19 protein-coding genes are annotated in these 25,486 nt (G+C 69.1%); 8 read left to right on the forward strand and 11 right to left on the reverse strand.

Annotated features, from left to right (window positions below; genetic code table 11):
• Positions 1–292 precede the first annotated feature (292 nt).
• Complete coding sequence (locus M3U25_RS03260) at positions 293–2,053, reverse strand: oligopeptide:H+ symporter (RefSeq protein ID WP_355500407.1); 1,761 nt, start codon at positions 2,051–2,053, stop codon at positions 293–295.
• 703 nt (positions 2,054–2,756) lie between these two features.
• On the opposite strand from M3U25_RS03260, the gene M3U25_RS03265 reads away from it, so the two are divergent.
• The 3 genes from M3U25_RS03265 to M3U25_RS03275 all read left to right on the forward strand — a co-directional run bounded on the left by M3U25_RS03265 (position 2,757) and on the right by M3U25_RS03275 (position 8,792).
• Positions 2,757–4,715 carry an oligopeptide transporter, OPT family gene (locus tag M3U25_RS03265; RefSeq protein ID WP_355500254.1) on the forward strand — a complete coding sequence of 653 codons (1,959 nt, stop codon included), beginning with the start codon at positions 2,757–2,759 and terminating at the stop codon, positions 4,713–4,715.
• A 443-nt stretch (positions 4,716–5,158) separates the two neighbouring features.
• Complete coding sequence (locus M3U25_RS03270) at positions 5,159–7,228, forward strand: S9 family peptidase (RefSeq protein ID WP_355500251.1); 2,070 nt, start codon at positions 5,159–5,161, stop codon at positions 7,226–7,228.
• A 319-nt stretch (positions 7,229–7,547) separates the two neighbouring features.
• Complete coding sequence (locus M3U25_RS03275) at positions 7,548–8,792, forward strand: DUF819 family protein (RefSeq protein WP_355500248.1); 1,245 nt, start codon at positions 7,548–7,550, stop codon at positions 8,790–8,792.
• 210 nt (positions 8,793–9,002) lie between these two features.
• Here M3U25_RS03275 and M3U25_RS03280 read toward each other — a convergent pair whose 3' ends face one another.
• The gene (locus tag M3U25_RS03280; RefSeq protein WP_355500245.1) at positions 9,003–10,193 is read right to left on the reverse strand and encodes an XVIPCD domain-containing protein; all 1,191 of its coding nucleotides are present in this window, start codon (positions 10,191–10,193) and stop codon (positions 9,003–9,005) included.
• A 34-nt stretch (positions 10,194–10,227) separates the two neighbouring features.
• Entirely contained in the window at positions 10,228–10,995 is a 768-nt protein-coding gene (locus tag M3U25_RS03285) for an ankyrin repeat domain-containing protein (protein WP_355500242.1), read from the reverse strand.
• Between the two features lie 371 nt (positions 10,996–11,366).
• On the opposite strand from M3U25_RS03285, the gene M3U25_RS03290 reads away from it, so the two are divergent.
• Positions 11,367–12,053 (forward strand): HAD-IA family hydrolase, encoded by a 687-nt coding sequence (locus M3U25_RS03290; RefSeq protein ID WP_355500239.1) that lies wholly within the window; start codon positions 11,367–11,369, stop codon positions 12,051–12,053.
• A gap of 387 nt (positions 12,054–12,440) precedes the next feature.
• Here M3U25_RS03290 and M3U25_RS03295 read toward each other — a convergent pair whose 3' ends face one another.
• Together M3U25_RS03295 and M3U25_RS03300 are read right to left on the reverse strand one after the other, a co-directional pair.
• Complete coding sequence (locus M3U25_RS03295; RefSeq protein WP_019797654.1) at positions 12,441–12,665, reverse strand: CstA-like transporter-associated (seleno)protein; 225 nt, start codon at positions 12,663–12,665, stop codon at positions 12,441–12,443.
• Positions 12,665–14,746 (reverse strand): carbon starvation CstA family protein, encoded by a 2,082-nt coding sequence (locus tag M3U25_RS03300; RefSeq protein WP_355500235.1) that lies wholly within the window; start codon positions 14,744–14,746, stop codon positions 12,665–12,667. Before M3U25_RS03300 ends, M3U25_RS03295 begins: the two co-directional genes overlap by 1 nt.
• 779 nt (positions 14,747–15,525) lie before the next feature.
• Between M3U25_RS03300 and M3U25_RS03305 the strand changes: the two genes are divergently transcribed.
• Positions 15,526–16,383 (forward strand): pirin family protein, encoded by an 858-nt coding sequence (locus tag M3U25_RS03305; RefSeq protein ID WP_355500404.1) that lies wholly within the window; start codon positions 15,526–15,528, stop codon positions 16,381–16,383.
• A 131-nt stretch (positions 16,384–16,514) separates the two neighbouring features.
• On the opposite strand, the gene M3U25_RS03310 is transcribed toward M3U25_RS03305, so the two are convergent.
• Both M3U25_RS03310 and M3U25_RS03315 read right to left on the reverse strand, forming a co-directional pair.
• The gene (locus tag M3U25_RS03310; protein WP_242081213.1) at positions 16,515–16,982 is read right to left on the reverse strand and encodes a hypothetical protein; all 468 of its coding nucleotides are present in this window, start codon (positions 16,980–16,982) and stop codon (positions 16,515–16,517) included.
• Positions 16,983–17,336: 354 nt separating this feature from the next.
• Complete coding sequence (locus tag M3U25_RS03315; protein ID WP_019798001.1) at positions 17,337–18,206, reverse strand: pirin family protein; 870 nt, start codon at positions 18,204–18,206, stop codon at positions 17,337–17,339.
• Between the two features lie 302 nt (positions 18,207–18,508).
• On the opposite strand from M3U25_RS03315, the gene M3U25_RS03320 reads away from it, so the two are divergent.
• Entirely contained in the window at positions 18,509–18,901 is a 393-nt protein-coding gene (locus M3U25_RS03320; RefSeq protein WP_019798000.1) for a hypothetical protein, read from the forward strand.
• A gap of 30 nt (positions 18,902–18,931) precedes the next feature.
• On the opposite strand, the gene nfi is transcribed toward M3U25_RS03320, so the two are convergent.
• Positions 18,932–19,648: a deoxyribonuclease V gene (nfi, locus tag M3U25_RS03325; RefSeq protein WP_355500231.1), complete on the reverse strand. Its 717-nt coding sequence runs from the start codon at positions 19,646–19,648 to the stop codon at positions 18,932–18,934.
• A 239-nt stretch (positions 19,649–19,887) separates the two neighbouring features.
• Here nfi and gpmA point away from each other — a divergent pair, with 239 nt between their 5' ends.
• The gene (gene gpmA / locus M3U25_RS03330) at positions 19,888–20,637 is read left to right on the forward strand and encodes a 2,3-diphosphoglycerate-dependent phosphoglycerate mutase (RefSeq protein ID WP_019798779.1); all 750 of its coding nucleotides are present in this window, start codon (positions 19,888–19,890) and stop codon (positions 20,635–20,637) included.
• 36 nt (positions 20,638–20,673) lie between these two features.
• Positions 20,674–20,922, forward strand: coding sequence for an SHOCT domain-containing protein (locus tag M3U25_RS03335; RefSeq protein WP_242156873.1), 249 nt, complete (start codon positions 20,674–20,676; stop codon positions 20,920–20,922).
• Positions 20,923–21,044: 122 nt separating this feature from the next.
• Here the strand turns inward: M3U25_RS03335 and M3U25_RS03340 are convergent, their stop codons facing one another.
• From M3U25_RS03340 to M3U25_RS03350, 3 genes are all read right to left on the reverse strand, one after another.
• Positions 21,045–21,767: a 4'-phosphopantetheinyl transferase superfamily protein gene (locus M3U25_RS03340; protein ID WP_355500227.1), complete on the reverse strand. Its 723-nt coding sequence runs from the start codon at positions 21,765–21,767 to the stop codon at positions 21,045–21,047.
• Positions 21,768–21,958: 191 nt separating this feature from the next.
• Entirely contained in the window at positions 21,959–23,944 is a 1,986-nt protein-coding gene (locus tag M3U25_RS03345) for a beta-L-arabinofuranosidase domain-containing protein (RefSeq protein WP_355500224.1), read from the reverse strand.
• A gap of 29 nt (positions 23,945–23,973) precedes the next feature.
• Positions 23,974–25,377 (reverse strand): MFS transporter, encoded by a 1,404-nt coding sequence (locus M3U25_RS03350; protein ID WP_355500221.1) that lies wholly within the window; start codon positions 25,375–25,377, stop codon positions 23,974–23,976.
• Between the last annotated feature and the right edge of the window lie 109 nt (positions 25,378–25,486).

The following is a 25,486-nucleotide window of genomic DNA, read 5'->3' on the forward strand; positions in this document are numbered from 1 at the left end:
CGAATGGTCATTGGTGCTCCGAAAAGAGTATCGACGCGCGCTCTCCACTTTTCTGATGGAATTCCTGAATCGGGCGCTGTGCTGCCCAGGCGGTGACAGCTGCAGCCACCTTGTTAGCGCTAATGCCTGACTAGGGGCGCTCCAGCGGGATGCGCGGCGGCTGCACTGGGTCCAGTGCGTTTGATTGCTCAGCGTGACCAGCAGGTCTTATCGCCGTCGTTGTCACTGACGACTCAAGATGCGCGCGCCGATGGGTGAACCGGTCGCGTCGCGGCTCGGGCGACGCAGCCGCTCAACGCACCCCGTGCATCATCCGCCGCAGCAGCGGCGCGGCAAGGAAGGCAAGGACGCCGCAGCCCACGCCGATCCACAGCAATAGCCAGAACAAATGCGCGTACTTGGCCGCGGCGTCGGCGATGTTGAGGGTCTGGCCGTCCGGGACCTCGATCGCGGCGAGCTTGCCGAACAGCGCCGCCAGCGCCTCGGAGAATGCCGTGGCCAGGAACCAGGTGCCCATCATCAGGCTGACCACGCGCGGCACCGCCAGTTGCGTCACCGCCGACAGGCCGACTGGCGACAGGCACATCTCGCCGGCCTCCAGCACGAAGTAGGCCAGCACCAGCCACCACACGCTCGCCATCTGTCCGGTGACGCCGACCTGTTGCGCGGCCAGCGCCAGCGGCACGAAGGACAGGCCGGCCAGCAGAAGCCCTAACGCCGATTTGGCCGGCTTGGACGGCTCGCGCCCATGCCGCGCCAGCCATGCCCACAGCGCCGCGAACAGCGGTGCCAGCAGCACCAGAAACAGCGCGCCCAGGTAGGTCAGGGAGCCGGCGGTCTGCGGCAGCACCAGGCAGTCGCGGATCAGGAACAGCAGCATCAGGGCGCTGACCCCGACGAACAGCAACCGCGGCGCCGACGAGCCGGGGCGCCGGTCGGACAGCGAGGCCGCCAGCACGAAGCCCAGCGGCGCCAGCAGCAGCGAGGCGATCGACCAGGGCAGGGGCGTGCCGCCGCGGATCACCAGCGACGGCACGATGTCCTTGGTCATCAACCGATCGGTGAAGGTGACCCACGAGCCATAGGTCTGCTCGTACAGGGTGAAGTACACCAGCGCCATCGCGATCAGCACCATCAGCGCGATCATCTGCTGGCGCTGCACCGGGGTGCACTGGGTGCCGGTGAACCAGGCGAACCACAGCAGCACCGCGCCGAGCACCAGCAGCATCAGCAGCAGGGCCAGGGAGATTTCCCCACCCAGGCTGAAGGCGCCGTTGGCCGCGGCCCACATCAAGGCGGCCACCGGCAACACGCCCAGCACCGCGCAGAGATAGATCGCCCATTCGCGCGGCACGCCGAGCACGCGCTCGCGCAGCAGCGCCGGCTGCGCCGGTTCGGCGTGGCCGTGCAGGTATTTCTGGCCCCACAGGAACATGCCCAGGCCGAGCAGCATGCCGATGCCGGCCGCACCGAAGCCGTAGCGCCAGCCGTAGGCTTCGCCGAGAAAGCCGCACACCAGCGAGGCAAACAATGCGCCGAGGTTGATGCCGGCGTAGAACAGGGAGAAGCCGGCGTCGCGGCGCGGATCGTCGGCCGGGTACAGCTTGCCGACGATGGTGGAGATGTTGGGCTTGAGGAAGCCCACGCCCGTGATGATCAGCGCCAGCGACAGGTAGGTCACGCCCAGGGATGCGGTATCGCGCACCACCTCGCCGTTGATCCTCGTGGCGGCGTGACCCTCGAAGGCCATGCCGATGTGGCCGAGCACCAGCAGCAGGCCGCCGAACACCACCGCCTTGCGCATGCCCAGCCAACGGTCGGCGAGCAGTCCGCCGAGCACCGGCACGCAGTACACCAGGCCGCCGTAGGCGCCAAGCAGGTCCAGCCCGGCGTCGTCGCCGAACAGGTGGTACTTGGTCAGGTACAGCAACAGCAGGGCCTTCATGCCGTAGAAGGAGAAGCGCTCCCACATCTCGGTGAAGAAGCAGACGTAGACGCCCTTGGGATGGCCGAGGAAATCGTCGCGCGCGTCGCGCAGCGGCAGGGAGGACACGGACACGGCGGCTCTCGGTGCAGGAAGGCAGCGGCGGAGTATAGGGGCGCCGGCGCCCGCTCGAATGGCGGTGCGCGGCATGGAGGGTTCGGCCTGGGGCCGTACCCTCACCCCAACCCCTCTCCCGGTGGGGGAGGGGCTCTTGCTGTTCCTTCTCCCATCGGGAGAAGGTGCCCGGCAGGGGCGGATGAGGGTCGGGCAGGGCAGTCAATTGCGTGGGGCGCCGCGTGCCGCCGCACCCTCACCCCAACCCCTCTCCCGGTGGGAGAGCGGCTAACTGCTGTTCCTTCTCCCATTGGGAGAAGGTGCCCCGCAGGGGCGGATGAGGGTCGGGCAGAGCAGTCAATTGCGTGGGGCGCCGCGTGCCGCCGGACCCTCACCCCAACCCCTCTCCCGGTGGGAGAGGGGCTAACTGCTGTTCCTTCTCCCATCGGGAGAAGGTGCCCGGCAGGGGCGGATGAGGGTCGGGTAGAGCAGTCATTGCGGGGGGCGCCGCGTGCCGCCGCTCCCTCACCCCAACCCCTCTCCCGGTGGGAGAGGGGCAACCATCCGCCCCTGAGCGCTGCTACTTCTGCGAATCCCTAATCCCAACTCCCCAATCCCCACTCCCCAGGCATGTGCCACAAGCTGGGTGCCATTAGGCTGGACTTGCCCGGCCCCAGACGCTAGCGTGCAAAGCGTTTTTGTCGTTTCAGGGGTAACCATGAACAACGCTGCCGCGCCGCGCCAGCTCACGTTCCGTGCCGTGGTGCTGGCGATCGTGCTGGCCGTGGTGCTGTCCGCCGCCAATGCCTACCTCGGTCTGTTCGCCGGCCTGACCATCGCCACCGCGATTCCGGCGGCGGTGGTGTCGATGGGCGTGCTGCGCCTGCTCGGCGGCGGCACCATCCTCGAGAACAACATCGTGCAGACCGGCGCCTCGGCCGGGTCCTCGATCGCGGCGGGGGTGATCTTCACCATCCCGGCGCTGGTGATCATGGGCTACTGGCCGGACTTCAAGTACTGGTGGGTTCTGGGCATCGCCGGCATGGGCGGCCTGCTCGGCGTGCTGTTCTCGGTGCCGCTGCGGCGCTCGATGATCGTCGAGGATCCGCTGCCGTTCCCGGAGGGCAAGGCCGCCGCGGAAGTGCTCAAGGCCGGCGAGAATCCCGGGCCGGGGCTGAAGATCCTCGGCCTGTCGGCGGCGATCGGCGGGCTGGTCAAGCTCGGCGCGGCCAGCGGCTTGAAGGTGATCCCGGATACCTGGGCGCAGGCCGCGTACATCGGCAGCAGCAAGATGGTCGGCTATGTCGGCACCAATCTGTCGCCGGCGCTGCTGGGCGTGGGCTACATCGTCGGGCTCAACGTCGGCATCGTGGTGCTGTCCGGCTCGATCCTGTCCTGGCATCTGGCCATCCCGCTGTACCAGCAGTTCTTCATGGGCTCCGATCCGGCACTGGCGCAGAGCCTGGCCAATGCGCCGGCGGCCGAGGCCGCGTTCGGGATCTGGGCGGCCAAGGTGCGCTACCTGGGCGTGGGCGCGATGCTGATCGGCGGCGTGTGGACGCTGTTCTCGCTGCGCAAGTCGCTGCTGTCGGGCGTCAAGAGCGGCTTTGCCGCCGCGCGCAAGAGCACCGGCGGTGGCGTGGTGGCCGAGACCGATCGCGACCTGCCGATGAAGTGGATGCTGGTGGCGCTGCTGCTGTGCACGCTGCCGCTGCTGGGCCTGTACCAGGCCATCGTCGGCCAGTGGCACGTCAGCGTGCCGATGACCATCATCATGATCGTCGCCGGCTTCCTGTTCGTGTCGGTGTCCGGCTATCTGGCCGGCCTGATCGGTTCGTCGAACAATCCGGTTTCCGGCATCACCATCTCCACCATCCTGTTCGCCTCGGCGGTGCTGGTGCTGCTGCTCGGGCGCGATTCGCCGATCGGTGCGGTTGCCGCGATCATGATCGGTGCGGTGGTCTGCTGCGCCGCCGCGGTCGGCGGCGACAACCTGCAGGACCTGAAGGCCGGCTACCTGGTCGGCGCCACCCCGTGGAAGCAGCAACTGATGCTGGCGATCGGTGCGTTCTCGTGTGCGCTGATCATGGCGCCGGTGCTGAACCTGCTCGCCCAGGCCTACGGCATCGGTGCGGCCACGCCGCAGCATCCCAATGCGCTGGCGGCGCCGCAGGCCACGCTGATGGCGTCGGTGGCCAAGGGTCTGTTCGGCGGCGAACTGCCGTGGACCATGATCGGCATCGGTGCCGGCGTCGGCGCGGCGATCATCGCCCTGGACGAGTGGCTGAAGAAGACCGGCAAGCGCTTCCGCGTGCCGGTGCTGGCCGCGGCGATCGGCATCTACCTGCCGCTGGAGCTGATGGTGCCGATCTTCCTCGGCGGCCTGCTGACCCATCTGGTCGAGCGCTTCCACAAGATCCGCGCCGACGACGAAGAGGGCCGCGACCGCGTGCACCGTCCGGGCACCCTGTTCGCCGCGGGCCTGATCACCGGCGAGGCGCTGATGGGCATCGCCATCGCGGTGCCGATCGTGGCCTCCGGTCGCGCCGACGTGCTGGCGCTGCCGGAGGCGTTCCACCTCAACCAGTGGTACGGCCTGGCCCTGCTGGCCTTCGTCGGCTGGCTGCTGTACCGCACCGGCCGCAAGGGCGAAGCCGCGGCCCCGCCGCGCGCGTAACCGGCGCAACCGCCTCCCGCAACGCAACATCCGAAGCCCGGCCCCGCGCCGGGCTTCGCATTTGCGGCCAAGAGCCGCCGCGCATGCCGATCCCATCAGCGCTCGTCGGCTGCCCGCGGCACGTGCATCGCGTGGGCCAAGATCGAATCGTGCCCAGCTGCGTACGCTGTCCGCCTCACCGTCGGCACCAGCCTTTGCACCTCGCCGGCCCAGCGCATCGCGCGGTCACTCCCGATCCAACGCGCATCCCAACCGCGCGCAGGACTACCACTGTCCGTCACCGGCCAGTGCGGATCTCCGTAGCCCCAGCCGAGCCAGCGCCTCGCTCTTCCCAATCCCCAATCCCGATTCCCCATTCCCGGCTCCTCCATGACTTCAGTCCTTTGCGCCACGCCCACCACGGCCCCTACCATCGACGTTTTGCCGTGTTCCGGAGACACCCGATGACCCTGCGCTACGCCTTGCTGCCCCTGGCCCTGCTGACCGCGCTGCCCGCGCTGGCCGCCACCCGCGGTTTCGATGTCCGCGACATGGTCGCGCTGGACCGGGTGTCCTCGCCGCTGCTGACGCCCGACGGCGGCACGGTGGTCTTCGCCAAGCGGCAGATGGACAAGGCGCTGGAGAAGTCCAGCACCAGCCTGTGGCTGCGCGACCTGCGCACCCGCGATGCGGCGCCGCCCAAGCGGCTGACCCCGGACGGCTGGAACGTCAACTCGCCGGAGCTGTCGGCCGACGGCAAGACCGTGTACTTCCTCAGCGCCAAGTCCGGCCGCCAGCAGCTGTACGCGCTGCCGCTGTCCGGCGGCGCGCCGCGCCAGCTCACCGATTTCGCGCTGGACGTGGACAGCTACCACGTCGCCCCGCAGGGCGACCGCGTGGCCTTCAGCGCCGGCGTGTACCAGGACTGCGGCTCGGACCTGGCCTGCACGCAGAAGCGCCTGGACGCCAAGAAGCAGTCCAAGGCCACCGGCGTGGTGTTCGACCAGTTGTTCGTGCGCCACTGGGATACCTGGAACGACGGCCGCCGCAACAGCCTGTTCGTCGCGCCGCTGCCGACCGGCGCCAAGGCCAAGCCGGTCGCCGGCGCCTCGGCGATCAGCGTGACCCTGGCCGGCGACATCCCCTCCAAACCGTTCGGCGGCGGCGAGGACTACACCTGGGCGCCGGACGGGCAGTCGCTGGTCGCCAGCGTGCGCGTGGCCGGCCGCGAGGAGCCGTGGTCCACCAACTTCGACCTGTACCGGCTGGATGCGGCCGGCAAGGCCGCGCCGGTCAACCTGACCGCGGCCAACCCGGCGTGGGACGCCGGCCCGGTGTTCTCCGCCGACGGCAAGACCCTGTACTACCGCGCGATGAAGCGCCCCGGCTTCGAGGCCGACCGCTTCGGCCTGATGGCGATGGACGTGGCCAGCGGCAAGAGCCGCGAGATCGCCCCGCAGTGGGACCGTTCCGCCGGCGACATCGTGCTCTCGGCCGACGGCAAGACCGTCTATACCACCGCCGACGACATGGGCCAGCATCCGCTGTTCGCGGTCGACGTGGCCAGCGGCAAGGTCCGCACGGTGGCGGCCGACGGCAGCGTCGGCGCGCCGGTGCTGGCCGGCAACACCCTGGCCTTCACCCGCAACAGCCTCAAGAGCGGCGACCAGATCATGGTCGCCGACGCCGACGGCCAGCAGCCGCGCGCCATCACGCCCAGCGCGGGCGAGATGCTCCCGGACGTGAAGTTCGGCGACTACGAGCAGTTCTCGTTCAAGGGCTGGAACAACGACACCGTGCATGGCTACGTGGTCAAGCCGTACAACTACCAGGAGGGCAAGACCTACCCGGTGGCGTTCCTGATCCACGGCGGCCCGCAGGGCAGCTTCGGCAACGGCTGGAGCTACCGCTGGAACCCGCAGACCTATGCGGGGCAGGGCTATGCGGTGGTGATGATCGATTTCCACGGTTCCACCGGCTACGGCCAGGCCTTCACAGATGCGATCAGCCAGCACTGGGGCGACCGCCCGCTGGAAGACCTGCAGAAGGGCTGGGCCGCGGCGCAGAAGCAGTACGGCTTCCTCAACGGCGACAAGGCCTGCGCGCTGGGCGCCAGCTACGGCGGCTACATGGTGTACTGGATGGCCGGCAACTGGAACCAGCCGTGGAAGTGCCTGGTCGACCACGATGGCGTGTTCGACAACCGCATGATGGGCTACGCCACCGAGGAACTGTGGTTCAGCGAGTGGGAGAACGGCGGCACGCCGTGGCAGAACCCGGCCGGCTACGAGAAGTTCAACCCGATCCTGCACGTGGACAAGTGGAAGGTGCCGATGCTGGTGATCCATGGCCAGCAGGATTTCCGCATCCCGATGGAGCAGGGCCTGGCCGCGTTCGGCGCGTTGCAGCGCAAGGGCATCGAGTCCAAGTTCCTGTACTTCCCGGACGAGAACCACTGGGTGCTGAAGCCGCAGAACAGCCTCATGTGGCACGACACGGTCAATGGCTGGCTGAAGCAGCATATCGGGCAGTGAGGGACCTGGGGCTCGGGTTTCCGGGCCCCTTTTCGGTCATGGCCCAGGTCCCGGGATTGGGGATTCGGGATTCGGGATTCGGGATTCGGGATTCGGGATTTTTCCGCGATTCCAGTAATCCGGCAGCCCTTGTGGGAGGGGCTTCAGCCCCGACGCCTTGCCGATGAAGCGTCGGGGCTGAAGCCCCTCCCACAAAAACAGGGTGCTTGCAGCGCGTCTACCTTGCGAACTCGCGCGCATTTGCTGCTTTTTTCGATCCTTGTTTCACCGCCAGCCGCCAATCCCGAATCCCGAATCCCGAATCCCAGCCCACTGCCTAATGCCCTCGACGCCCCTGATCACCAACGACATCGTCATCTTCGGCCTGATCGCTGCCACCCTGGGGGCGGTGTTCTGGAGCGCGGCGCGGCCGTCGGGATTCTGGAAGCGCTTCTACGGCATCGTGCCGGCGCTGCTGCTGTGCTACCTGATCCCCGGCATCTACAACACCGTCGGCCTGATCGACGGCCAGCACAATTCGCTCTACAACCCGGTCGCGCGCGATGTGCTGCTGCCGGCGGCACTGGTGCTGCTGACCCTCACCGTCGACCTCAAGGGGATCCTGCGGCTGGGGCCCAAGCTGGTGGCGATGTACCTGGGCGCGTCCTTCAGCATCATGCTGGGCGCGGTGGCGGCGTTCCAGATCATGAAGTGGCTGCACCCGGTCACCGTGGCCGGCGACACCTGGGCCGGCATGGCGGCGTTGGCCGGCAGCTGGATCGGCGGTGGCGCCAACATGCTGGCGATGCGCGAGGTGTTCCAGGTCGATGCCACCACCTTCGGCCAGTTCGCGGTGGTCGACGTCGGCGTCGGCTACGTATGGATGGCGCTGCTGATCTTCCTGGCGCAGCGTGCGCCGGCCATCGACGCGCGCACGGGCGCCGATACCCGCGGCATCGATGAGCTCAAGCAGCGCATCGCCCAGTTCCAGGCCCAGCACGAACGCGTGGCCAGCCTCACCGACCTGATGCTGATCGTCGGCGTCGCCTTCGGCGCGGTCGGCCTGGCGCATGCGATCGCCACGCCAGCGGCGGCGTGGTTCGACGCCAACGTCAGCTGGGCCAAGCAGTTCAGCCTCGGCTCGCCGTTCGTGTGGGTGGTGGTACTGGCGACCACCTTCGGCCTGCTGCTCAGCTTCACCCGCGCGCGCACCCTCGAGGGCGCCGGCGCCTCGCGCATCGGCACGCTGCTGCTGTACTTCCTGATCGCCTGCATCGGCATGCAGATGGACCTGCTGGCGCTGTTCGACCGGCCCTGGATCTTCGCGCTCGGCCTGATCTGGCTGGTCGTGCACATCCTGCTGCTGCTGGCGCTGGGCAAGCTGCTGCGGGTGCCGTTCTTCTATTTCGCGATCGGCTCGCAGAGCAACGTCGGCGGCCCGGCGTCGGCCCCGGTGGTGGCGGCCGCGTTCCATCCGGCGCTGGCACCGGTCGGCGTGCTGCTCGGCACGATGGGCTACGCCACCGGCACCTATCTGGCCTATGTGGTGGGCATCGTGCTGCGCGCAATGGCCGGCGCCGGCTGAGTCGCGCGGGCGCGCCACCGCAGGAGGTAAGCATTCGTGCCGACCGCTTCGGGCGAGCGTTACGGTGGGGTTCCGCGTGCTGCGCCTCTCACCTCCAAGGCTTCCTGTCGGATTACCCTGGCTCGCAGCATGCCTGTCGCTTTCGCCGTCCTGGTCTGATTCGGCAGGCGTCCTCGCGGACGCCTGCCATGACCCAGCCCGTGGCGGCGATTACTGCATCGCCACGCTGCGTTGCCGTTCTTCCTGCTGTTGCGGCGGCGCCTGCAGGTTCTGCTGCTGCAGCTGGCCGACGTTGGCCTGCGACGGCTCGTGGGCGGCGGCGGCGGTCTGTACCTGGCTGCGCAGGTGCGCCGGGTTTTCCGGCTGCCCCTGGACCGCGAACAGGCGATCGCCATCGCGGCTCGGCAGGACCTGGTCAATACGCTGCAGGCCGTCCTGGCCGGCACGCGCGGCGACGCTGGCGGCGGTGTTGAGGAAGGTCGCATCGTCGTGCAGGCCGAGCCGGTCGCGCTGCCCGTCCAACTGCACCACTGCGTCGTTGAACAGGCGGCTGCCGGTGGACAGCGTGCCGGATGGCGCCTGGCCCTGCTGCTGCGCCAGGTCCTCGGCCTTCATCACCGAGTCGATGCCGTGCAGGTCCAGGCGATGCTTGAGCATCATGCCGGGGATCAGGCGCTGGCCGAACGAGAGCGGGTCCGGTTCCGGCAGCTGGATCTGGCGGCCGGCGGCGTCGGGCATCAGGCCGCGGGTGAGCAGGTTGTCTTCCTGCAGGTAGGTCAGCAGTTCGTTCTTGACGTGATAGCCGCGAATCAGCCCGTCGGCGGCATAGGCCTTGGCGGCGTCGGCGTCCAGGCCTTCGCGCTCCAGGGTCTTGTTGTTGACGCCGGCGGCATTGAAGGTCACCGCGGGCACGTCGTTGACCATCGACGAGGCCGCGGCCAGGCCGCCGCCCAGCGAGTGTCCGGAGATCAGCAGATTGTCGCCGAAGGCCTGCTTGGCCTGGCTGCCGAGCTGGATCGCCGAGGCGTATTGCGCGTCGGAAAAGCCCAGGCCCTGGCCGAGGTTGTGCTTCCAGTCCTTCAGTTCGTCGGTGCCGCAGAACCCCAGCACCACGTTGCCTTGCGGGTTGCGGTAGAACGCGGCATCGAAGCCGCTCTTGGCGTCGTGCTGCAGGCTCGGGTCGATGCCGGCGCGCTGCAGCGCGGCGTCGTCCATGCGCGACCAGCCATCGGGCAGCGCGGCGAAGGTCTCGGCGCCGCCGACGCGGCGCTCGGCCGCGGTGTGGTAGAGGTCCTGCAGCAGCGGCGGCAGTTGCCGGTCCACCGCCTGCGGCTGCTGGCCGCGGACGGACTCGGAGAACGCGGTGGACGGATCGGACGGGGAAAGATCGCTCTGGTTCATGCGCGGCTCCGTGCGAGTGTGGCGACCGACCGCATCAGCGGGTCGCTTCCAGGGGAATGGCGTGGGCGCTCAGCCAGTCGCGCACGGCGTTGCGGGTCTGTTGCGCGCTGGCGTTGAGCAGGCGCTCGGGCGTGTTGAAGAAGTACGCCTGGAAGGTCTTGCCCTGGGCGTTGCGCAGGTTCGGGTCGACCCCGGCCTGCAGCAGCTTGGGCACCCAGGGATTGCCGGCGCTGCTCTGCGCGGCCAAGTGCAGCAGCGAGTTGCCGGTGGCGTCGACCCGCTTCGGATCGGCGCCGGCCTTGAGCAGCATCTCGATCTGCGCATCGCGCTTGCTCTGCACGGCGCGGAACAGCGGCGTCCAGTTCGCGCGCGCGCTCACCGGGTCGACCGGGGCGCCGTGCTGCAGCAGGAGTTGCAGGTACTGCGGGTCCTTGGCCATGGCCGCCATGTGCACCACGGTTTCCTGGTCCATGCCCGGCAGCGACGGGTCGGCACCGGCGTCGAGCAGCGCCGCCAGGGCGCGCGGCTGTTCGTTCCAGATGGCCCATTCGAGCAGGGTGACGTGCTGGTCGCCGTGCGCGGACAGGTCCGTGCTGGGCGCCAGGGCGGCGATGCGGGCGACGTCGCCGCGCGCGATGGCGGCGGCGATGTCGGCGAGTGCGGGGTCGCGGAACGCGACCGAATGATCCTGCAGCGAGGCTGACATGGCGGAATGCTCCTTGGCGCCGGACTGGGCGGCGCAACTGACCGAGAAGAACAGCGAGGTCGCGAGTGCGATCAGGGCGGGGACGGGCGTACGCATGCAAGGCTCCTTTCCTGTTCGCGGTCCTGGATGACGGCGCGTGTCCTGGCGCCGTTGCCGATGCTAGCAGCCGATCGCCGGGATTTCGCGGCAGTTTTGTGACGCGGTCTGCGGATCTTGGGCGGCGTCGTCTCAGGTGGTCGTTGGTTTAACCGGAAACCAACGTTTGCCGGACAGCTGCCGCTGCGATGGGTGGCGGCGGCGAACGGGCAGGGGACACGCACAGGGCGCGCGGGGCAGTGCTGCATGCATGTACGTTGCATGCGCCCCCTACGTCCCGGGATCGGTCGCGCTGCTGCGGCTGCAAGCGCCACACAGGCGAGGGACATGTGCACAGCGGCATAATGGGAGTTTCCCCACAGGAGCGCGCGATGACGGCGACCCCCTTCGACCTGTTGATCAGCGATTGCGACGGCGTGCTCGTCGACAGCGAAGTGCTGGCCGACCGAGTGATGCTCGACGCACTGGGCGCCTATGTGCCGCGGGTCGAACTGGAACAGTTTCTCGCCGGCAGCTTCGGCCTCACCGCGCAGGAGATCGTGCAGCGCGTGCAGCGGCAGTACGCGTTGGACCTGCCGCCTGGCTTGTACCAGGAGATCCGCACGCGCTCCGAAGCGCTGATCGCCGCGGAAGTGCAGCCGATCGACGGCGTGCGCGAGGCCTTGCTGGCATTGCCGCTGCCGCTGGCGGTCGCCTCCAACAGCATGCGCGAAAGCGTGGTCGCCTCGGTGGCGCGCGCGGGCCTGCGCGAGCGTGTCGGCGAGCGCATCTTCAGCGCCGACATGGTGGCGCGGCCCAAGCCCGCGCCGGACGTGTACCTGCTGGCGGCACGCACGCTGGAGGTGGCGCCGGAACGCTGCCTGGTGATCGAGGACAGCGCCACCGGCGCCAGCGCCGCGCTGGCCGCGGGCATGACGGTGATCGGCTTCACCGGTGCCGCGCACATTCCCGATGGGCACGCCGCGACCCTGCGCCAGCTTGGCGTGGCCGCGGTGATGGAGCACATGCGTGAGTTGCCGCAGACCTATGCGGCGTTGGTGCGCGCCGCGGCGGCCTGAAGAGCCGGGATTGGGGAATCGGGATTCGGGAATGGGAGTAGCCCCGCGAGTGCGTGGCATCCGCGTGCTTCTCCGTAGGAGCGGCTTCAGCCGCGACGCGTTACCAGTAATGCGTCGCGGCTGAAGCCGCTCCTACAACAGCGCCGCTGGCACTGCTGCCCGAACGTTGGCCGCCGTCTGTGATCAGCTCAGAACCCTGATTGTCCGAAAGGGCGGCGAATCCTGATCCCGCTCCAACCCTGGCGCTCAACAACGAAACGGCGATGCCTGTCGCCAGGCATCGCCGCGTTCTTCAGCACGTTGGCCGCCGTGTGATCCGGTCGAATGGTCAGGCGCCTTCAGGCGCCCGCCACCGATCCCCAATCCCGACTCCCCACTCCCGGCCTTTCAACAACAGCGAAACCCGCTCTTGCCGCCGTAGCGCGCCTCCTGGCGCTCGCGGAAGAAGGTCTTGTAGTCCATCGGCTGCCGGTCCGGATGCTTTTCCAGCATGTGCCGCACGTAGTTGTCGTAGTCGGGGATGCCGCAGCACAGGCGCGCGGTCTGCACCAGGCGCCGCCACAGCCGGCGGTGCGCCTGGTACTGCCCGATCGGAACCAGTGCGCCGCCCATTACAGGTCCGCCATCTGGTGCGGCTGCAAAGCCACGTACGGGGTCTCGCGGTCGCTGCGCTGCGGGGTGCGGCGGGCGACGAGGATGGTCTTGATCGCGTAGACCAGCACCGCGAACACCACGCACAGGAACAGCACGGTCAGGCCGGTGTTGACGTAGGCGTTGGTGACGATCTGCTGCATCTGCGCCACCGACTTGGCCGGTGCGGTGACGGTGCCGCTGGCGATGGCGTCCTGGAACTTGTGCGCCTGCGCCAGGAAACCCTGCGACGGGTTGGCGTCGAAGATCTTGATCAGGCCGGCATAGGTGGTGCAGATCAGCAGCCACACCGCCGGCACCGCGGTCACCCAGGCGTAGCGGTCGCGCTTCATCTTGAACAGCACCACCGTGCCCAGCATCAGCGCGATGCCGGCCAGCATCTGGTTGGAGATGCCGAACAGCGGCCACAGCGTCTGGATGCCGCCGAACGGATCGACCACGCCGGTGTACAGCAGGTAGCCCCACAGCGCCACGCAGCCGGCGGTGCCGATGATGTTGGCGGTCCACGACTCGGTCTTCTTCAGCGCCGGCACGAAGTTGCCCAGCAGGTCCTGCAGCATGAAGCGGCCGGCGCGGGTGCCGGCGTCCACCGCGGTGAGGATGAACAGCGCCTCGAACAGGATCGCGAAGTGGTACCAGAAGGCCATCATCGCGTCGCTGCTGTTGGGGATGGCCTGGTGCAGGATCTGCGCGATGCCCACCGCCAGCGTCGGCGCGCCGCCGGCGCGATGCAGGATGGTGGGTTCGCCGATCGCCGTGGCGGTGGCGGTCAGCTGCTCCGGGGTGATGGCGAAGCCCCAGGTGGTGCTGATGTGGTGCGCGGCGGAGGCGACGTCGGCGCCGATCACCGCGGCCGGGCTGTTCATCGCGAAGTACACGCCCGGGTCGATGATCGAGGCCGCCACCAGCGCCATCACCGCCACGAACGATTCCATCAGCATGCCGCCGTAGCCGATGTAGCGCATGTGCGACTCGTTGGCGAGCAGCTTGGGCGTGGTGCCCGAGGAGATCAGCGCATGGAAGCCGGACACCGCGCCGCAGGCGATGGTGATGAACAGGAACGGGAACAGGCCGCCCTTCCACACCGGGCCGTCGCCGCTGGCGGCGAATTGGGTCAGCGCCGGCATCTTCAGCTCCGGCATCACCACCAGGATGCCGATCGCCAGGGCGATGATCGTGCCGATCTTGAGGAAGGTCGACAGGTAGTCGCGCGGCGCCAGCAGCAGCCACACCGGCAGCACCGAGGCGACGAAGCCGTAGCCGATCAGCATCCAGGTGATCTGCGTGCCGGTGAAGGTGAAGGCCGGTCCCCAGGTGGGATCGGCGGCGACCTTGCCGCCGAACCAGATCGCCGCCAGCAGCAGGATCAGCCCCACCACCGAGATCTCGCCGATCTTGCCGGGGCGGATGTAGCGCATGTACACGCCCATCAGGATCGCGATGGGCATGGTCGCGATCACCGTGAACATGCCCCAGGGGCTTTCCGCCAGCGCCTTGACCACTACCATCGCCAGTACCGCCAGGATGATGATCATGATCAGGAACGCGCCGAACAGGGCGATGGTGCCGGGCACCTGGCCCATCTCCTCGCGCACCAGGTCGCCCAGCGAGCGGCCGTTGCGGCGGCTGGACAGGAACAGCACCATGAAATCCTGCACCGCCCCGGCGACCACCACGCCGACCACCAGCCACAGCAGGCCGGGCAGGTAACCCATCTGCGCGGCCAGCACCGGCCCGACCAGCGGCCCGGCGCCGGCGATGGCGGCGAAGTGGTGACCGAACAGCACGTGCTTGTTGGTCGGCACGTAGTCCAGGCCGTCGTTGTTGAGCACCGCCGGGGTAGCCCGGGTGGGATCGAGCTGCATCACCTTGTCGGCGATGAACAGGCTGTAGAAGCGGTAGGCGATCAGGTAGATCGACACCGCGGCCACCACGATCCACAGCGCATTGATGTGTTCGCCGCGGCGCAGGGCGATGGTGCCCAGGCAGAACGCCGCCAGGATGGCGAGTGCGGCCCAGGCCAGCTTGGAAAACCCTTTCATGCAGAACGCTCCCCCACGAGATGCGTGCAAGGGTCGCCCCGATGGCCTGGGGGGTCAATGGTGGGGACGGCCACGGGGCTAGTACTTTGGTCGTAGACAGCCCTGGCGATGCCCTTTGCGGCATGGGTGGTCGGCGCGCGGCGTTTGAGCCCCTCTCCCTACGGGAGAGGGGTTGGGGTGAGGGTGCGGGGGCGAAGCCCCTCGCAAACCCAACCCGCGCTGCCGGACGCCACACGAGGCTGCGCCCGTACCCTCATCCGCCCCTTCGGGGCACCTTCTCCCGGAGGGAGAAGGGAATTCATGGCCTCGAACAGGAGAAGGAGGCGTCAGGATGCTCAAGCCGCTCTCCCCTCGGGAGAGGGGTTGGGGTGAGGGTACGGGGGCGAAGCCCCTCGCAAACCCAGGTTGCGCTGCCGGACGCCACACGAGGCGGCGCCCAGACCCTCATCCGCCCCTGCGGGGCACCTTCTCCCGGGGGGAGAAGGGGATTCATGGCCTCGAGCAAGAGAAGGAGGCGTCAGGATGCTCAAGCCCCTCTCCCCTCGGGAGAGGGGTTGGGGTGAGGGTCCGGAGCGAAGCGCTCGCAAGACCCGCCTGTGCCACCAGACGCCGCACGAGGCTGCGCCCGGACCCTCATCCGCCCCTTCGGGGCACCTTCTCCCGGTGGGAGAAGGCGAGGGGAGCGCCGCGGGCGATGGAACGATGGGTTGCGCCGGGCGCGGTTGGTCGCGGCGGCGGTGGCACCCATGGTGGGGATCTCATCAGGAGATCGTCCCATGATCGCTTCCACCACCGTCGTCCCCGCGCGCATCCTGCGCGCCATCCGCGGCCACGCCACCGCCGACGGCGATGGGGTCAAGCTGACCCGCGTCATCGGTGGCGGGGCGCTGCCCGAGCTGGATCCGTTCCTGCTGCTCGACGAGTTCGGCACCGATCGTGCCGAGGACTACATCGGCGGCTTCCCCAGCCATCCGCACCGCGGCTTCGAGACCGTCACCTACATGCTCGACGGGCGCATGCGGCACAAGGACAACCACGGCAACGAGGGCCTGCTGACCCCGGGCAGCGTGCAGTGGATGACCGCCGGCCGCGGCCTGGTGCATTCGGAGATGCCGGAGCAGGAGCAAGGGCGCATGCGCGGCTTCCAGCTGTGGGTGAACCTGCCGGCGCGCGACAAGATGACCGCGCCGCGCTACCAGGAGTTCTCCCCCGAGCGCATCTCGGTGGTGCAGCCGGCGCCGGGCGTGACGGTCAAGGTGATCGCCGGCCAGGTCGGCGAGGTGCACGGCCCGATTGCGCAGCCGGCCACCGATCCGCTGTATCTGGACATCGCGCTGGACGCTGGCGCGTCCTGGGCGTTCGAGTTGCCGTCCGGGCACAACGCCTTCGCCTACATGTTCGAGGGCGAGGCGGCGCTGGGCGAGGGCGAGGCGGCGCGCATGTTGCCCGCGCAGACGCTGGCGGTGCTCGGCGGTGGCGATCTGCTGCCGTTGCAGGCCGGCGTGCAGGGCGCACGGCTGATCCTGGTCGCCGGCCGGCCGCTGCGCGAGCCGGTGGCGCGGCACGGGCCGTTCGTGATGAATACGCGCCAGGAACTGATGCAGGCCTTCGTGGATTTCCAGGAAGGGCGCTTCTGAGGACGTGATTTGCAGCGTCGCTGGTGCGAGGGTTTGCTTGCTCGTAGGAGCGGCGTCAGCCGCGACACGCGTTCCCGTGAACCGCTGTCGCGGCTGACGCCGCTCCTACGTCATGTCTCGGACCTGTGGCCTTAGCGCTCCAGCGCCAGGCTCGACTGGCGCATGTCCAGGCCCTGCACCAGCGACTGCAGGGTCTGCAGTTCCTGGGTGTCGGCGGCGTCGATCCACACCTGCGCGAATTGACCCTTCTTCAGTTCCGCCACCGCGATCCGGCGCGAGGCCAGGCCCGGCAGATCGGCGCCGCCGAGGTCCGGCCGGTACCAATACACCTGCTCGCCGTCGATGGCCCCCTTTTCCTCGCGCAGCGTGCGCTGCAGCGGAATCTTCGGGTCGCGCGCAGTGAGCATCATGCCCAGCACCTGACGGCCGTTGGCATCGCTGGCGCGGCAGACGATGAAGCCCTTGTCGCTGCGCTCGCTCCATTGCAGCTTGCTCTGCGGCGGCAGCGGGGGGCAGTTCTGGGCCTGCTGCGCGGTGGCGGCAGCGGCGGGCAACGCCGCCGCAGCGGTGAGCAGCGCTTTGCGCAAGAATGTCTTCATTCGCGATGTTCCCCATACGCCGCGATGCGACGCGTTCGATCCATACGCACGCCTGTGGCGTCGCCTGCGGGAGCGCCCATCCTGTGCGGGATCCCGGCAGTGCATCCCCGACGCAGTGCGTGTCCCGCGTGCGGCCACGCGTGCGCGGCCGCGTCTGCACCATAGCCCAGCGCAGCCGCGCTGACAATTGGGATGCGGATTCCGGGATATCCGCACGCGCGGTATGGCGTGGCGGCACCCGCCTCGCTGCGCCGACAGGCAGGTCTTTATGGAATGCGGCGCCGGCGGACGAGGGACGGGAGAGGGAGCGATGGCGACCGCACGGGCCGCTCCGCTGTGGCGGCGATTGGGGTCTCAGCGGCCCGGTTCGGGCAGCGGGATGAATTCCTGGTCGTCGCCCGGGATCGTCCCGAAGCGGCCCTCGCGCCAGTCCTGCTTGGCCTGCTCGATGCGCTCCACCGAACTGGACACGAAGTTCCACCACAGGTGGCGCGGCCCATCCAGCGGTTCGCCGCCCATCAGCATCGCCTTGAGCGGGGTCTTGGCGCGCAGCCGACCGCGCGCGCCCGGCTCGGGCAGGACCAGATGCCGCGCCGGGATGTCCACGCCATCCAGTTGCGCCTCGCCTTCCAGGATGTACAGCGAGCGCTCGGCGTGGCGGGCGTCCAGGTCGAGTTCCGCGTCCGCGTCGAGATCCAGGGCCACGTTGAGGGTGTCGGCGAACACCGTCACCGGCGATTCCTCGCCGTAGGCGCGGCCGGCGATCACCCGCAGCCAGGCGCCGTCGCGGCGTTGCTGCGGCAGGCTGGCGGCGGCGTGGTGGTAGAACGCCGGCGCGGTCTCTTCCGCCGATTTCGGCAGCGCCACCCAGGTCTGCATGCCGTGCAGCGGGTGCGCATGCGCGCGTAGCGCGGTCGGCGTGCGTTCGGAGTGGGAGATGCCGCGCCCGGCGGTCATCCAGTTGACGTCGCCGGCGCGGATCACCTGGTCCGAGCCGAGCGAATCGCGGTGGCCGATCTCGCCGGACCATAGGAAGGTGACCGTGGCCAGGCCGATGTGCGGATGCGGGCGCACGTCCACGCCGTGCCCCGGCTCGAACACCGCCGGCCCCATGTGGTCGATGAAGACGAAGGGACCGACGCTGCGCGCCTGCACGCTGGGAACGGCGCGACGCACTTCGAAGCCGCCGATATCGTGGACGCGGGGGGCGATGAGGGTGGGCATGCGGACGCTCGCAGTCGCAAAAACGGAAGCGAAGCTTCGCATGCGCAGCGGCTGCAGTGCGGTGCCATGGCAAGACGGACTGTCCCGCATGCGCTCATGCGCGGCGGGCCGATCCGCGATGCATTCGCGCTATGTCGCGCGGTTATACCGGTGTCCCGGAATCGCATAGTGCGAATTGCGCGCGCGTCTTGTCTGCAACGCGGCGAATGGCCTGTGAATAATCGGCGCGCGTCGTGGCCGGTCATACGCGCGCACGGCCCGTGGCGCTGCATCGATCCCTCTTCCCCCGACGGAGTACACACATGAAGAATGTCGCATCGCACATCCGCTGTCGCCGCCCGGTCTGGGCGCGCCTTGGCCTGGCCCTCATCGCCTGCGCGGGGTTTTCCGCCCAGGCGCAAGGCGTGCCGGACATGAACGTGCCCACCGAGATCATCAACGATCTGTGGGACGCGAAGGCCTTGCTGGTCACCGGCGGACAGGGCGCCGGCTGTTATGCGGTGTCCAACGGCCATCGCATCGCCGGCCCGACCCTGCGCACCAATGTCCGCTACACGGCGATCGGCATGTCGACCGCCAATTGCGCCGCCGCCAGCGGCATCGCCGGCGTCAACCTCCAGTTCCTCGCGCGTCCGCGTCCGGCGGGCATGTACATCCAGATCGTCGACACTGGCATCAACATCAGCAACCGCTGAGCGACGCGGCTGCCGGCCGCAGCGCCCGGTTCAGAACAGCGATCGGGTGTCCGCGGCCGGCGCCGGCATCTCGCCGCGGCGCGAGGCCAGCCGGTCGGCCAGCCGGGTCGGTTCCGGCAGGCGGTAGCCGCGCAGGTAGCGCTGGGTCCAGTGCAGCGCGCTGTCCACCGCCACGCGGTGGCCTGGCGAGACGATCAGCGGATTGCAGCGCAATTTGCTGCGCAGCGCCCAGCCGACCACTTCGCCGCGGTGCACGATGGGGCTGTGGTCGCCGGCCTGCGCGCCGGGTTCCTCGAAGCGGCCAGCCAGCAGGGTCTTGGCCACGCCGATGCTGGGCAGCCCGGTGACCACGCCGAAGTGCGCGGCGATGCCGAGCCGGCGCGGATGCGCGATGCCCTGGCCATCGACGAACACCAGGTCCGGGCGTTGCCGCAGCAGGCCCAACGCGGCCAGCAGCGCCGGCAGTTCGCGGAAGCTGAGCAGGCCGGGCACGTAGGCCATCGAGGTGGGTACGCGGGCGATCTCGGCCTGGTGCAACTGCAGGGTCTGCGCATCGAGCAGCACCGCGGCGGCGCGGGTGACCTGGCCGTCGTCCTCGAAGCCGACGTCGAAACCGGCCAGCCAGCGCGGCGGGTCGGGAACCGCGTCCTGCAGGCTGACCTGGCGCGCCAGGGTCGCCTGCAGCGCACGCGCCTGCACGATGCTGCCGTCCCAGTCGCCGAACACGGGGTGCGTGGAAGTCTCCATGCGTAAATGATCGCGCTGCGGTCGTGGCTGGGGTGTGGAGAGGCTGGGAGTGGGGAGCCGGGAATGGGGAATCGTGAAAGCTTGTTCGCGCGCGGCTCTGGCGATCAGGCGGCGCCCGACTGCCCGATTTGCTGGAGAACCCAGCCGTTGCCATTCCCCATTCCCGATTCCCCATTCCCAGCCAAGAGCTACAATCCAGGGCTGCACCATCCACGCATCCCCCAACGGAGACCGTCGCAGTGACCCGCAAACTCGTACTGTTGCGCCATGGCCAGAGCCAGTGGAACCTGGATAACCGCTTCACCGGCTGGGTCGATGTCGACCTGACCGAGCAGGGCCGCCAGGAAGCCGTGGCCGCCGGCCGGCTGATGCGCGAGGAGGGCCTGCAGTTCGACGTCGCCCATACCTCCGTGCTCAAACGCGCCATCCACACCCTGCAGGGCGCGCTGAAGGAACTGGACCAGGACTGGTTGCCGGTGCACAAGAGCTGGCGCCTCAACGAGCGCCACTACGGCGGCCTGCAGGGCCTGGACAAGGCCGAGACCGCGGCCAAGCACGGCGAGGACCAGGTCAAGATCTGGCGCCGCTCCTACGATATTCCGCCGCCGCCGATGGACGCCGAGGATCCGGGCCATCCGCTGCACGATCGCCGCTACGCCACCCTGGACCGCAACGCCTTGCCGGCCACCGAGTCGTTGGCGACCACGCTCGAGCGCGTGCTGCCGTACTGGCACGACGCCATCGCGCCGCAGCTCAAGGCCGGGCAGACCGTGCTGGTCACCGCCCACGGCAACTCGCTGCGCGCGCTGTACAAGTACTTGAACGACGTGTCGCGCGAGGAGATCCTCGAACTCAACATCCCCACCGGCATCCCGCTGCTGTTCGAACTGGACGACACCCTGCAGGTGCAGTCCTACCGCTACCTGGGCGATCCGGAAGCGGCGAAGAAGGCAGCCGAGGCGGTGGCCAATCAGGGCAAGGCGAAGTAAGCGCCCGGCCCGGCGCGCGGTCGTCAGGAGGACGTCATGGGTGGATTCAGCATCTGGCACTGGCTCGTCCTCCTGGTCGTGCTCGCCTTCCCGCTGCTGATCGCTGTGGTGGTGTGGCTGGCGATCCGCGCCCAGCGGCGTCGGCCGGCGGCCGCGCCGCCGCCACTGCCGCCCACCGCCTCGGTCGAGCAGCGCCTGCGCGCGCTGGAGCAGTTGAAGGCGCAAGGGCTGATCGACGCCGCGGAGTATGTGCGCCGGCGCGAGCAGATCCTGGCCGCGGTGTGAGTGCATGGCGCCGCGGCAGGCGGCGCGTCTTCGTGGTCTGGCGAGACGGCGCAGTGCGAGTGCGCGCAATGCGCGGCGTGTCGCATGCTTCATGAGTTGCTAGGGGTTGGCGCCAGTACGCGCTACCAGACGCAACTGGTGAGCAGCAGGCCGGGCTGCACGTCCACCCAGCGCAGGCGATGCACTTGTCCAACCGGCAAGGCCGGCGCCAGCGGCGCGGCGATGCGCGTGTCCACGCTGCCGCTGTGCGGATCGCAGCCTTCGATGCGCAAGGCGTCGAAGTCGAAGAAGCGGCCGACGGTCGCCGCCGCAGCCTTGTAGAAACTCTCTTTTGCCGAGAAGCCCAGGGTCAGCGCGTACGGCCAGCCGCGGGCGCGGGCCAGGCCGGCCAGCGCGGCGCAATCGCTGGCGTCCAGGGCCACGCTGCGGATCGCCTCGAGCTGGTCCGCCGCGACCACGCGTTCCACGTCCAGGCCGATGCCATGTGCCCCGGCGGATGCCGGCAAGGCGATGGCGACCGCAAGGCCGTCGGTGTGCGAGAGGCTGCCGAGGAAGCCGGCCGGCCAGACTGGCGCGCGGTCGTCACCGATCGGAAGATCGGTTGCCGCGCTGCCTGCGGCCCGCAGCGCGGCGAGCGCCGCGCGCCGACCGGCCAGATATTCGGCCTGGCGCTTGCGCACGCTGCGCGCGATCGACGCCGGCCGCTGCAAGCCGTGGCGCTGGAAATCTTCGCTGTCGAAGGCCCCGACCTCGAACGCCAGCAGCCAGGCGTCCGGCACGGCGATGCCATGCGCGCCGAGGGCGAGGCGGGCGAACGGCGCTGCGACGGGGGCCAGGGCATCCATGGCCCTAGCTTAGAGCGTGTGCCGGTCGTTGCGGGCATGCGACGCGGCCGGTGGAGCGTCGCACGCAGGCGTCGCGTCGGCGACCTGCTTCCGCCACGATTCACCCGGATGCAGCGTGCCCGGCAGGAGCGGCTCTTGTCCCCTTGTGCGGCTGATGCCGCTCCTACACGCTGCGTCCCGCAGCGATGCCTTCAGCCGTCGCTGGCGTCCACCCACACCCGCATCTCGCCCTCGCCGCGATTGGCCCAGGCGAAGTAGGGCACGAAGGTCAGGGTCTGCGGCTGCCGCGCCGGCGGCGGCGCGTCGTAGCGATACAGCGGCGAGGCCGCGGCGTCGGCATCGCCGTGCAGGCGCTCGCCCGTGGCCTGCAGCAGCACCTGGCCGTCCAGCGCGCCGCTGCCGGGCACGGCCTGCAGCGTGGCGCTGGCCGGCAGGCGCAACTGATGCAGGTCGGCGCCGTTGTCGGCCTGCTCCAGGCAGTACACCAGCGGTCCACGCTGCACCGCGACCTTGCCGGCCAGGTGACGCACGCGCGGATGCCCGCTGACCCGCATCGGCGGCATCGGCAGGCGCAGTTGCACGGTGTCGCCGGATTGCCAGCGCCGGCGCAGCACGCAGTAGCCATGCTGGCGGTGCGCCTCGATCGCTACCGGCTCGCCGTTGAGCCGCAGCTGCGGCGCCTGGCACCAGTCCGGCAAACGCAGTGCCACTGCCGCGTCCACTGGTGCGCTGCACTCCACGTCGAAGGCGATCGTGTCCTGCCATGGATACTCGCCGCGCTGGCGCAGGGTCAGGGTCTGCGCGCCGACCTCGAACCGCGCATCGCTGCCGACGTAGAGATTCACGTACAGGGTGTCGTCTCGGCGGGTGTAGATGTAGTGGCCGAGCGAGGTCAGCACGCGGGCGATGTTGGGCGGGCAGCAGGCGCAGCCGAACCAGCGCTGGCGTACCGGCTTGACGTGGTCGAAGGTGTGGTTGCCGTGCACCGTGGGCGGGTGCACTTCCAGCGGATTGACGTAGAAGAAGTGGCGTCCGTCCAGGGCCATGCCGCCCAGCACGGTGTTGTACAGCGCCCGCTCCATCACGTCGGCGTAGCGACCGTCCGGTGCCAGCTGCAGCATGCGGTTGGCGAACATCATCAGCCCGATCGAGGCGCAGCTCTCGTTGTAGGCGGTGTCGTTGGGCAGGTCGTAGTCGACGCTGAAGGCTTCGCCGTAGCTCTGCGCGCCGATCGCACCGGTCAGGTACATCTGTCGCTGCGTGGCGTTGTCCCACAGCCGCGCGCAGGCCGCGCGCAGGGTGGCGTCGCCGCTGTGCCGGGCCAGGTGCGCCACGCCTGCGTACAGGTACACGAAACGCACCGCATGGCCGACCGCGGTGTCCTGCAGCGCCACCGGCAGGTGTGCCTGGCTGTAGGCCTTGTCCTGGATCATCCAGGCCGGGCCGTGCCCGCCCCAGAAGAAGGTGTGGCCGCGCCTGGCGTACTCTTCGTCGTAGTAGTGTGGCGTGGTGCCGCGCTGTTCGACGAAATAACGTGCCAGTGCCAGGTAGCGCGCCTCGCCGGTGGCCTCGTACAGGCGCATCAACGCCAGTTCGATCTCCGGATGCCCGGGGTAGCCGTGCAACTGCGTCGGGCCAGGGCCGAAAACGGCATCGATGTGGTCGGCGAGCCGGCACACGATGTCCAGCAGGGCGCGCTTGCCGGTGGCCTGGAAGTAGGCCACGCCGGCCTCGATCATGTGCCCGGCGCAATACAGCTCGTGGCATTCGGCCAGGTTGCTCCAGCGTTCCTGCGGCGCCTTCACCGTGAAGTAGGTGTTGAGGTAGCCGTCGGCCTGCTGCGCGGCGCCGATCAGTTCGATGGTGGCATCGGCATCGCGCTCCAGCGCCGGGTCCGGATGCTGCGCCAGCAGGTAGGCCACCGCCTCCAGCCACTTGGCCACGTCGCTGTCCTGGAACACCATGCCGTAGAACGCGCCGTCGCTGCGGCCGGCGGCGATGCGGAAGTTCTCGATGGCGTGGCTGGGTTCGGCATCGGCGACCTTGTCGTTGAGCGCGTCCCACTGGTAGGGCAGCACCACCTCCTGCACCAGGCGCTGGTAGCGCTGCCAGAACGGATCGGCGATGCGCAGGTGGGCGAGCGGCAGTTCCGGGGACGGCGCGGGCAAATGCGGCATGGAGCGGAGATCCTGGAGGGTGGGGAAGGTCAGTGCACCGGGCGTGCGGCGAGGTCGGCGGCGATGCTGGACAGCAGCGGCCGGCGCAACCTGCAGCGCAGGATCACCGCGGCCAGCAGCAGGTGCAGGCCGGCGGGGATCAGGGTTTCCAGCAGGGTGATGGCCTGCAGCGACGCGGGACTCTGCTGCGCGGCGCCGGCGCGGTAGCCGGCGTACACGAACAGCGCGCTGATCACTACCGCGCTCGAGGCCCACGCCAGCTTGATGCAGAACAGGTTGAAGGCGAAGTTGATGCCCGAGGAGCGCACCCGGTTCTTCCAGGCGCCGTAGTCGTCGGCGAAGGCCATCAGCGAGAAGTGCAGCGGCAGCGCGAAACCCAGCACCAGGCAGTGCACGAAGATCACCCCCAGCCACAGCGTCTGCTGCGCCGGCCCGGTGGGCAGCCACCATTGCGCCACGCCGAACACGGCCAGCGCCAGGTTGGTGTGCAGGTACAGCGCCAGCGGGTCGAAGCGGCGGCACAGCGCGTTGACCACGATCGCGCCGAGCACCGTGGCCAGCGCCACCATCGCGAAGAACAGCGAGGCATAGCCGCTGCTGCCGCCGAGCACGTAGGTGATGAAGTACAGATAGGCGCCGCCGCGGATGTTGTACACATTGATCAGCAGGAACGACATCAGCAGCACCAGCCGCAACTGGTCGTTGCGCAGCAGGCCGCGCAGGTGCGCGCCGATGCCGGCGCCGCCGAGCAGGCTGACCGGCACGCGCTCGCGCACGGCGAAGAAGCAGCACAGGAACATCGCCACCGCCAGCGCGGCCAGCACGCCCACGCCGAGCTGGTAGCCGCGCGCGGCGTCGCCGTTGCCCAGTTCCCGCACCAGCCATGGCAGCCCGACCGACACTAGGAAGCCGGCGATGCCGCACAGCACGAAGCGCCAGGATTGCGCCGAGACCACGTCCCGGTGGTCGCCGGTCATGCTGTTGATCAGCGCGCAGTAGGGCACGTTGATCGCGGTGTAGCACAGCGACAGCAGGAAATAGCTGGCGAAGGCGTAGGCGATCTTCGCGCCGGCGCTCAGCTGCGGCGCGCTGAAGGTCAGCACGCAGGCGATGCCGATCGGCAGCGCGACCCACAGTTGCCAGGCACGGAAGCGGCCCCAGCGGCTGCGGGTGCGGTCGGCGATCAGGCCCATCACCGGATCGGACACCGCGTCGGCCACGCGCAGCACGGTGAACAGGGTGCCGACCAGCGCCGGGGTCAGGCCGAACACGTCGGTGTAGAAGAAGGTGAGGAAGTTGGCGATCAGGCAGGTGACCACCGTGCCGCCAGCATCGCCGAGGCCATAGCCGAACTTCTCCAGGCGCGACAGGCGTGGCGTGGCGGCGGCCGGTGCGGCGTCTGCGGCGGCGTGGCCGATGGCGGTCGCGTTCAACGGGCGGCTCCTGGCGCGCCCGGTCCGGCGCCAGCGCAAAGTGGCATGGCGACGCCACTGCGACAAGAGTCTGTGCGGTATAAAACCGGTACGATTCCGACCATGGCGG

It is taken from the genome of Xanthomonas sp. PPL134 (assembly GCF_040595915.1).
Classification (GTDB): domain Bacteria; phylum Pseudomonadota; class Gammaproteobacteria; order Xanthomonadales; family Xanthomonadaceae; genus Xanthomonas_A; species Xanthomonas_A indica.